General features: G+C 74.3%; 5 protein-coding genes. 4 read left to right on the top strand and 1 reads right to left on the bottom strand.

The window, feature by feature from the left end; translation table 11 throughout:
• Positions 1-126: 126 nt before the first annotated feature.
• Positions 127-1,548 carry a CCA tRNA nucleotidyltransferase gene (locus tag ACFU74_RS33490; RefSeq protein WP_380763701.1) on the bottom strand — a complete coding sequence of 474 codons (1,422 nt, stop codon included), beginning with the start codon at positions 1,546-1,548 and terminating at the stop codon, positions 127-129.
• Positions 1,549-1,927: 379 nt separating this feature from the next.
• Between ACFU74_RS33490 and ACFU74_RS33485 the strand changes: the two genes are divergently transcribed.
• The 4 genes from ACFU74_RS33485 to sigM all read left to right on the top strand — a co-directional run.
• Positions 1,928-4,378 carry a DUF6049 family protein gene (locus tag ACFU74_RS33485; RefSeq protein ID WP_380763699.1) on the top strand — a complete coding sequence of 817 codons (2,451 nt, stop codon included), beginning with the start codon at positions 1,928-1,930 and terminating at the stop codon, positions 4,376-4,378.
• A 57-nt stretch (positions 4,379-4,435) separates the two neighbouring features.
• Entirely contained in the window at positions 4,436-6,952 is a 2,517-nt protein-coding gene (gene murJ / locus ACFU74_RS33480; RefSeq protein WP_380763697.1) for a murein biosynthesis integral membrane protein MurJ, read from the top strand.
• Positions 6,953-7,181: 229 nt separating this feature from the next.
• Positions 7,182-9,176, top strand: a complete 1,995-nt coding sequence (locus ACFU74_RS33475) for a serine/threonine protein kinase (protein WP_380763695.1) — start codon at positions 7,182-7,184, stop codon at positions 9,174-9,176.
• Positions 9,177-9,218: 42 nt separating this feature from the next.
• The coding region (gene sigM, locus ACFU74_RS33470; protein WP_380763693.1) for an RNA polymerase sigma factor SigM at positions 9,219-9,814 on the top strand (596 nt) is incomplete at its 3' end.

Raw genomic sequence — 9,814 nt, 5'->3', positions numbered from 1 at the left:
TACACCCGCGACTCCAGCACCGCGGCGTTGAGCTTCGTCCTCTGCCTGAATAAGCTCTGAGCCCCGTGGGGGGGGGGGGGGGCCCCGGGTTCTCCCCGGGACCGCCCCGCCCGCCGTTCCGGACCGCTACTGCTGGGCGTCCCACCAGGAGCGCAGCGCGGCCACCGCCGCCTCGTGCTCCATCGGGCCGTGCTCCAGCCGCAGCTCCAGCATGTGCTTGTACGCCTTGCCGACCATCGGGCCGGGCTTGAGGCCGAGCAGCTCCATGATCTGGTTGCCGTCCAGCGCCGGGCGGACGGCGTCCAGCTCCTCCTGCGCCCTGAGCTCGCCGATCCGCGTCTCCAGGCCGTCGTACGTGCGCGAGAGCGCCGCCGCCTTCTTCTTGTTCCGGGTGGTGCAGTCCGAGCGGGTCAGCTTGTGCAGCCGCTCCAGCAGCGGACCGGCGTCGGTGACGTAGCGGCGCACCGCCGAGTCGGTCCATTCGCCGCCGCCGTAGCCGTGGAAGCGCAGGTGCAGCTCGACCAGGCGCGAGACGTCCTCGGTGAGCTCCTTGGAGTACTTCAGCTCGCGCATCCGTTTGCGGGTCATCTTGGCGCCGACCACCTCGTGGTGGTGGAAGGAGACCCGGCCGTCGGACTCGAAGCGGCGGGTGCGCGGCTTGCCGATGTCGTGCAGCAGCGCCGCCAGCCGCAGGGTGAGGTCCGGGCCCTCCCGCTCCAGGTCGACGGCCTGCTCCAGGACGGTCAGCGAGTGCTCGTAGACGTCCTTGTGCCGGTGGTGCTCGTCGCGCTCCAGGCGCAGCGCGGGCAGCTCGGGCAGCACGTGGTCGGCCAGTCCGGTGTCGACCAGCAGTCGCAGGCCCTTGACCGGGTGCTTGGCCAGCAGCAGCTTGTTGAGCTCGGCCTGGACCCGCTCGGCGGAGACGATGGCGATCCGGTCGGCCATCGCGGTCATCGCCGCGACCACCTCGGGGGCCGGTTCGAAGTCCAGCTGGGCGGCGAACCGGGCGGCCCGCATCATCCGCAGCGGGTCGTCGGAGAAGGACTCCTCCGGGGTGGCGGGGGTGCGCAGCACCCGGGCCTCCAGGTCCTCCAGGCCGTGGTGCGGGTCGACGAAGCCGCGACCGGGCAGGTCGACGGCCATCGCGTTGACCGTGAAGTCGCGGCGGACCAGGTCCTCCCCGATGGTGTCGCCGTAGGTCACCTCGGGCTTGCGGGAGGTGCGGTCGTAGGCCTCGGAGCGGTAGGTGGTGATCTCGATCAGGAAGGAGCCCTGCGGGGTGTCCTTGCGCGCGCCGACCGTGCCGAAGGCGATGCCGACGTCCCAGACCGCGTCGGCCCAGCCGCGGACCAGCTTGAGGACCTGCTCGGGACGGGCGTCGGTGGTGAAGTCCAGGTCGTTGCCGAGCCTGCCCAGCAGGGCGTCCCGGACCGAGCCGCCGACCAGCGCGAGCCGGTGACCGGCCGCCTGGAAGCGGCGGGCGATCTCGTCGGCGACCGGGGACACCCGCAGCAGTTCCTGGAGACCCAGGGTCTGGGCCTCGCTCAGGCCGGGGACGACCTGGACGGCGGAACTGGAATGATGGGCGCCGGTCGGGTGGGCGGTGGGCTCATTGGCAGTGGACACGGCTCACAAGGGTACGTGGCCCGGCGGCCCCGCCGCCCGCGCGTTTCCACCCGCTCACTCCCCGGCCCGCAACACCGCACCCCTCACCACATCGTTACCATGCCGGTGGGACGAGTCCGGGGCACCGACGGCGGCGCGGTCCCGTGCGCCGTCATGGCCGTCCGGGCGACGGCCGACCACACTTTCTTCACGGCTGATCCTCACGGCATCCCCCACGGCCGGCGGAACATCCGCAGCAGCACGGCACCAGCAGCAGCGATCGAGAACGGCGAGGGCGAACCCGTGAGCGAGGGCGGACCGCGTGAGTGAGCCGGCACGGCACCCGGGACGGCGGGCGGGCGGGCGCCCCGGACGGGCCCTGCGACGAACCGCCCGGCGACTGGCCGGCGCGTTCGGCGCCGCGCTGGTGCTCGCCTCGGCGCTGCCCGGCCTCCCGACGGCCGCCGCGGCTCCGGCCACGGCCGGCGAGGCGCGCACGGCGGCCGAGTCGACGGTCACCGCCGAGTACCCGGTGACGCTGACCATCGAGTCGGTGAACAATCCGACGGCCGTCGAGAAGGGCATCGTGACCATCTCGGGGCACGTCACCAACGGCGGGAAGTCCGTCCTCAAGTCCGCGCACGCGACGGTCCGCAAGCCCTGGGCGGGCAAGCCGCTCACCACCCGCAGCGAGCTCGCCGGGGTGCTCACCAGGACCACCCCGCAGGGGGCGGACGGCATCTCGCTGGACAGCCCGCAGTACGCGCTGAACGAGCTCGGCCCCGGCCAGAGCCAGCCGTACACGCTGAGCGTCGCCGTCGCCGACCTGCAGCTCACCACCGAGGGCGTGTACGAGCTGGCGGTGGACGTCTGGGGCTCGACCGCCGACAACCAGCGCGACCGCCCGCTGGGCATCGCCCGCACCTTCCTGCCGTACAACCCGACGCCGACCGAGGCGCAGCCGTCCAAGGTCACCACCCTGTGGCCGCTGGTGCACGCCCCGGTGCTGGCCGCGCAGACCCTCTCCGACAACGACCAGACCGTCCCGGTGCTGCGCGACGACAGCCTGGCCGCCGAGTTCGCGCCGGGCGGGCGGCTGTACGCGCTGGTCGAGACGGGCTCCTCGCTGACCGGGCTGACCTGGGTGGTCGACCCGGACCTGCTGGACACCGCGTTCGCGATGACCAAGGACTACCGGGTGCAGAAGCCCGGTACCGCGGGCAACGCGGCCAAGGAGGACAACACCGTCCGCGGCACCGGCACGGCCGCCGCCACGGCCTGGCTGGAGAAGCTGCGGGCCGCCGTAGCCAAGCCGGGCAGCCAGGTGGTGGCGCTGCCCTACGCCGACCCGGACCTCGCCTCGATCGCGCACAACGCCCCCGAGCTGGAGGGCATCGACGCCGCCCTGGGCAAGGCGGCCACCGCCGGCCGGCTGACCGTCGAGGGCCGGCTCTCGGTGGACACCCGCTCCGACGTCGCCTGGCCCTACCGGGGCTACCTGGACCAGCGGATCGCCTCGGTCGCCCAGCGCGCCGGTGCCGGACTGGTGCTGGTGAACGGCGCGAGCATGCCCGAGTCGGACGCGCTGAAGTACACCCCCACGGCCACCCGGCCGATCGGCAACGGCCAGACCGCGCTGGTCGCCGACCAGGTGGTCTCCTCGCTGTTCGAGGAGGACCTGGCGACCGCGCAGGACCAGACCCTGGCGGTGCAGCGGTTCCTCGCCGAGACCTTCGTGATCTCCCGGCAGGAGCCGCACAACCCGCGCGGCCTGCTCGTCATGCCGCCGCGCGACCTCACCGCCGGAACCGCCAAGGTGCTGGCCGGCGCCCTCCAGGCGGCCCAGGACGGCAAGTGGGTGGAGCCGGCCAGGCTGGACGCGCTCGCCCAGGCGACGCCGGACGCCAGGGCCAACAACGCCGTCCCGGCGCCCACCGACTACCCGGGCCGGGTCCGCGACTCGGAGCTGCCCGCCGCCGACCTGACCGCCACCACCCGGATCCAGACCGACCTGGACACCCTGATGCAGGTGCTGACCCTGCCGCAGCGGGTGCGCGGGCCGTTCAGCGCGGCCATGGTCCGCTCGCTGTCGACCGGGTGGCGCACCCAGGCCCCGGCCGGCGACGTCTACCGCGACGGCGTGCAGAGCTACCTCGACGAGCTCACCAGGGCGGTGAAGGTGCCGCCGAAGCGGGTCATCACCTTCGCCGGGGACACCGGTGTGCTCCAGGTCAGCGTGCGCAACGACCTGACCCAGACGGTCACCAACCTCAAGCTGGTGCTGAGCCCGAGCCAGCCCAACCGGCTGCGGGTCGAGCTGCCGTCGGAGGAGCTGGTGCTGCCGGCCTCGCAGAGCGTCACGCTGCGCTTCCCGGCCGAGGCCAAGAACAACGGGCGGGTCAGCATGACCGCCCAGCTGTACACCACCGGGCCCGACCCGAAGCCGTACGGCGACCCGGTGGTGTTCACCGTCCAGGTCACCTCGGTCACCAACGGCGTGCTGTACGTCTTCGGCGGCGGCCTGGTGCTGCTGCTGCTCGCGGCCCTGCGGTTCCTGCGCCAGCGCAAGCGGCGGGTGGTGCACGACGACGAGGGCGACGCGCCGCTCGCCCCGGCCGACGGGCCGGACGACGGCCCGGCCGCGGACCCGGGGGCCGGCCCGGCGGACGGCCCCGACGGCGGGGACGGCCCGGGCGGAGCGGCGCGGACACCGCGCGGCAGCAGCGCGGATGGCCGGGATCGGGCCACCAGTGATGAGAAGGTTGGTCCTTGACACCGCCGACACCGCCCGTTCCCGGGGCGGCCTCCCCCACGACAGCGAAGAGGTGACATGACCGGGCGCAGCGAGGAGCGGCCTCCGGGCCGCGGAGAGGTCCGTCCGGGCGCCGAGTCGCCGTCCGGCGACTGGTACGTGGCCGACACCTACGCCCAGGACCCGTACGCGGCCGACGCGTACCAGGGCGGTCCGGGCGAGCAGGACCCGTACGGCCTGCGGGCCGCCCGGCCCGCCGCGCCGCAGCAGCCGGTGGCCGCGTACGACGTGCCGCCGCAGCTGCCGCCGCAGGGCGGCGACTACCCGGCGCCGGTGCCTCCGACGCCGTTCTCCCCGCCGGTACCGCCGGTGCAGCCCGGCTGGGACACCCCGGCGCCGGCCGCCTGGCGGGACGCCCCGCCGCCGCAGGGCGCCGCTCCGGCGGCTCCGGCCGCCCCCGCGGTCCCGCCCGCTCCGGCCCAGGGCTGGGGCGGCCAGCCGCAGTGGCAGCCCGGCCCGGCGCACTCCTCCTGGGACTCCGAGTCCACCGAGTACGTGGGGGTGGACGGGCTGTTCGGCGGGAACCAGGTGACCGCCGAGGCGCCCCGTCCGCCCGCCCAGCAGTCCCCCCACCAGCAGCCGGCGGCGGTTCAGCCGCCCGTCGCGCAGTTCCCGCCCGCCCCGCCCGCGCCGTTCCCCCCGGCCGGCGCGTACCCGGGGCAGCCCGCTCCGCAGCCCCTGTACGGGCCCGGCCCCGGCGGCCACGGCCAGGACGGGCAGCGCCCCTTCGTGCCGCCGATCGAGTTCGACCCGCCGCTCGCCGAGGACGAGGCCACCATGCAGGTGGCCGCCGTACAGCTGCCGCCCGCGGTGGAGCCGCTCGCCGACCTCGCGGCCGAGGAGCAGTCCGCCCCCGCGGCCCCGCAGGAGAGCGCCGGCAAGGCCTCCGGCGGCAAGGTCGCCTCGCTGCTGAACTCCAGTGCGATCATGGCGGCCGGCACCCTGGTCTCCCGCGGCACCGGCTTCGTGCGCACCATGGTGATCGCCGGCGCGATCGGCATCGCCGTGATGGGCGACTCCTACAACGCGGCCTACACCCTGCCGACCCTGCTCTACATCCTGATCGGCGGCGGCGCGCTGAACGCCGTCTTCGTGCCGCAGCTGGTCCGCAGCATGAAGAACGACGCCGACGGCGGCACCGCCTACGCCAACCGGCTGCTCACCCTGGTGATGGTCGGCCTGGCCTGCGTGGTCCTGCTGGCCGTGCTCGGGGCACCGGTGCTGGTCCAGCTGATCGCCCACAAGATGATGGAGGATCCGGCCCACGCGGACACCACCGTGGCGCTGACCAGGTACTGCCTGCCGACCATCTTCTTCATGGGCATCCACGTGGTGATGGGACAGATCCTCAACGCCCGCGGCCGGTTCGGCGCGATGATGTGGACCCCGGTCCTCAACAACATCGTGGTGATCTTCACCTTCGGCGCCTACATCTGGGTGTACGGCGGCTTCGACGGCACCCACGTCACCCCGGCGACCATCACCCCCGAGGGCGTCCGGCTGCTCGGCATCGGCACCCTGGTGGGCCTCGTCGTGCAGGCGCTGGCGATGATCCCCTACCTGCGGGCGGCCGGCTTCTCCTTCCGGCCCCGCTTCGACTGGCGCGGCCACGGCCTGGGCAAGGCGGCCCGGCTGGCCAAGTGGACGTTCTTCTTCGTGCTCGCCAACCAGGCCGGCTACCTGGTCATCACCCAGCTGGCCATCGCCGCCGGCAGTGACGCCGCGGCGGACGGCCACGGCGGTGTCGGCCTCGCGGCCTTCTCCAACGCCCTGCTGATCTGGCAGCTCCCGCAGGCCGTCATCACCGTCTCGATCATGAGCGCGGTGCTGCCCCGGCTGTCCCGGGCGGCCGCCGACGAGGACGCCGGCGCCGTCCGCGACGACCTCTCCTACGGACTGCGCACCACGGCCGTCGCCGTCGTCCCCGCGGCGTTCCTCTTCCTCTCCCTCGGCCCGGCCATCGGCCAGTCCATCTACGCGGTGGGGGGCGGCGACACCGCCCTGGACGACGCCCGCAACGTCGGCCTGATGCTCTCCGCCTTCGCCCTGGGCCTGATCCCCTACTCGGCGCAGTACGTGATGCTCCGCGGCTTCTACGCCTACGAGGACACCCGCACGCCGTTCTCCAACACCGTCTGGGTGGCCGCCTGCCAGGCCGTCTTCTCGCTGCTCTGCTGGCTGCTGCTGCCCGCCGAGTGGACGGTCACCGGAATGGCCCTCGGCTACGGCGTCGCCTACGCCGTCGGAGTGACGGTCGCGCTGCCCAAGTTGAAGAAGAAGATCGGCGGCCTGGACACCAAGCGGATCGGCAAGACCTACTCCCGGCTCGCCACGGCCTCCGTCCCCGCCGCCCTGGTGGGCCTGGGCGTGAGCCTGGCGATCACCCGGGTCGTCGGCGGCTGGGCCGGGGCCGTGCTGACCGTGCTGCTGGCCGGCGGACTCCAGCTGGCCGTCTTCGTACTCATCGCCAAGCGGCTGCGGATCGAGGAGCTGAACGCCATGCTGGGTATGGTGCGCGGCCGACTGGGCCGCTGATCCGGCATCGGGCCGCCCGCGCGCCCCGGACCGTCCCGGGCCTGGGCCCGGCGGCCCGATGCCGATCTGCACCACATCTCTCCACCGTCAGGCAACCGCCCGGACCCTTCGGCGGTCGTACCCGGTGGAGAACAGTGGGCACAATTGTCCTGGAGCACCGGGGCCACCGGCCGAAGCGCTCCAACGACTCTCTCAGGCCCGGGGCGACACAAGGGGAGGCTGGACCACGGTGGCTGATGGCACCAAGGCGGTCGTCGACACGTCAGCAGCTGACGGAGCGGCGGACGAGGCCGCGCTGGCCGAGGCGATCGACGCGCTCGCCGACGGCACGGCCCGGCCCGCCGCGACCGCCGGCAGGAAGGACGCGGGGAAGACCGCCGGGAAGGCGACCGGGAAGGCGACCGGGAAGGCGACCGCCCCCGTCGAGGACGACGGCGACGACGCCGAGGACGCCGGCAGCGCCGGGAACGCCCCGACCGGGAGCGAGGAGACCTCGGAGATCACCGCCCCGCTGTCGGCCACCGAGATCGCCGCCGAACTGGCCGCCGGGGACGCCGCCCGCCGGGCCGCCGCCGGGACCGCCGGCGGCTCCGCCGCCGAGCGCCCGCCCCGGGACCCGCAGCCCACCCACGACCCCCGGGACACCGCCACCCTGCCGCAGACCCTCCCCGCCCCGCTGCGGCACAGCGGCGACATGATCGGCAACCGCTACCGGCTGGACGAGTGCATCTCCTCCACCGAGACCTTCAGCAGCTGGCGCGCCGTCGACGAGAAGCTGCGCCGCGCCGTCGGCGTCCACCTGATGGCCGCCGGCCACCAGCGCGCCCGCAAGGTGCTGGCCGCCGCCAAGTCCGCCGCCCTGCTCGGCGACCCGCGCTTCGTCCAGGTCCTGGACGCCGTCCAGGAGGGCGAGCTGGTCTACGTCGTGCGGGAGTGGCTGCCGCACGCCTCCGACCTCGCCAAGCTGCTCGCCGACGGCCCGATGGAGCCGCACGAGGCCTACCAGATGGTCCGCCAGGTCACCGACGCGGTGGCCGCCGCCCACCGGCGCGGCCAGGCCCACCTGCGGCTCACCCCGCGCTGCGTGCTGCGCACCGACAGCGGCCAGTACCGGATCAACGGCATCGCGGTGGACGCCGCCCTGCGCGGCCTGCCCGCCGAGGACGCCGACGAGGACGCCGGGCGCGCCGACACCCGGGCCATCGGCGCCCTGCTGTTCGCCGCGCTCACCCACCGCTGGCCCTTCCCCGAGGACCGCTACGACCTCCAGGGCCTGCCCAGGAACATCGGCGAGGTGGCACCCGACCAGGTCCGCGCCGGCGTCCACAAGGGCCTGGCCGAACTGGCCTCCCGCGCCCTGTTCGACCACCCGCCGCACCACGCCGAGCCGATCGCCACCCCCGAGGCCCTGGCCCGGGCGATCGCGCTGATGCCGCGCATCCGCCAGCCCGAGCCCGAGCTGCCGGTCTTCACCAACCCGCCGCGCCACAACACCCACGCCCTGCCGACCGCGCCCAACCCGACCCGGGTGGTCGCCGCCCCCGGCACCGGGCCCACCCCGGTGGCCGCCCCGGTGCGCAACGCCGGGAGACGGCTGCGCCGGGTGGTCAAGGTGACCGCCTGGACCGTCGCCCTCGGCGCCATCGGCGTGGCCTCCTGGCAGCTGGTGGACAACCTGCGCCCGGGGAGTTCGGCCGCCGCGACCCCCGAGCCCAGCGGCACCAGCGCCGCTCCCACCACCCACACGCCGACCCACGACCCGGTGGCGGTCCCGATCACCCAGGCGATCTCCTACAACCCGCTGGGCGGCGGCCCGGAGGGCACGTTCGTCCTGGACAAGGCCTTCGACGGCGACCCGAACAGCGCGTGGACCACCAGCTGGTACGGCGACGCCTTCGGGCCGAAGGGCAAGGAGGGGACCGGCCTGCTCCTCGACCTCGGCACGGCGCAGAGCGTCTCCAGCGTGAACGTCAAGCTCGTCACCCCCGCCACGGCCGAGCTGCGGACGCCCGGCAAGGGCGTCGGCAACCCCACGGCGGCCAAGCCGAAGGACTTCACCGTCCTCGGCAAGGAGAGCGGCACCAGCCTCTCCTACGAGCTGGACAGCCCGGTCACCACCCGCTATCTCTTGATCTGGCTGACCAGCCTGTCCAAGAACCCGGAGAACATGCAGCACGGGGGTCAGTACCAGGGCCACATCGCCGACGTGAAGGTCTTCGGCTGACCGCGGGCTGCGGGGGCGGGGCGCGAACGGCGAGGGGTGGACGTGGCGGAGGACGGACCGGAGCGCGGCAACGACGACGCGGCGCTCCTCGCCCGCCACGTCGCGGGTGACCGGGAGGCCTTCGGCCGGCTGGTGAACCGTCACCGCGACCGGCTCTGGGCCGTCGCCCTGCGCACCCTCGGCGACCGCGAGGAGGCCGCCGACGCCCTGCAGGACGCCCTGGTCTCCGCCTTCCGCTCCGCCCACACCTTCCAGGGCCGCTCGGCCGTCACCACCTGGCTGCACCGGATCGTGGTCAACGCCTGCCTGGACCGGGCCCGGCGCACCGCCACCCGCCGGACCAAGCCGCTCGACGACGACCCGAAGCGGCTGGACGCCCTGGTCGGCTCCGCCGAACCGGCCGACACCCCGGTGGTCCGCGCCGAGGTGCACCGCGAACTGACCGCCGCCCTCGCCGAGCTGCCCGCCGAGCAGCGGGCCGCACTCGTCCTGGTCGACATGCAGGGCTACCCCGTCGCCGAGGCCGCCGAACTGCTGGGGGTGCCGGTCGGCACGGTGAAGAGCCGCTGCGCCCGCGGCCGGGCCCGGCTGCTGCCGCTGGTCCGGCACCTGCGCGAGGAGCCCGCGGGGGCGGGCGG

Source organism: Kitasatospora sp. NPDC057500 (assembly GCF_042802195.1).
Classification (GTDB): Bacteria; Actinomycetota; Actinomycetes; order Streptomycetales; family Streptomycetaceae; genus Kitasatospora.
Note: the sequence above shows the minus strand (reverse complement) of the source record. Positions and strands in the feature narration are given on the sequence as shown.

What these genes read in the sequence shown, in the direction of transcription:
- murJ (WP_380763697.1), top strand. Translation starts at nt 4,436, where the DNA reads ATGACCGGGCGCAGCGAGGAGCGGCCTCCGGGCCGCGGAGAGGTCCGT.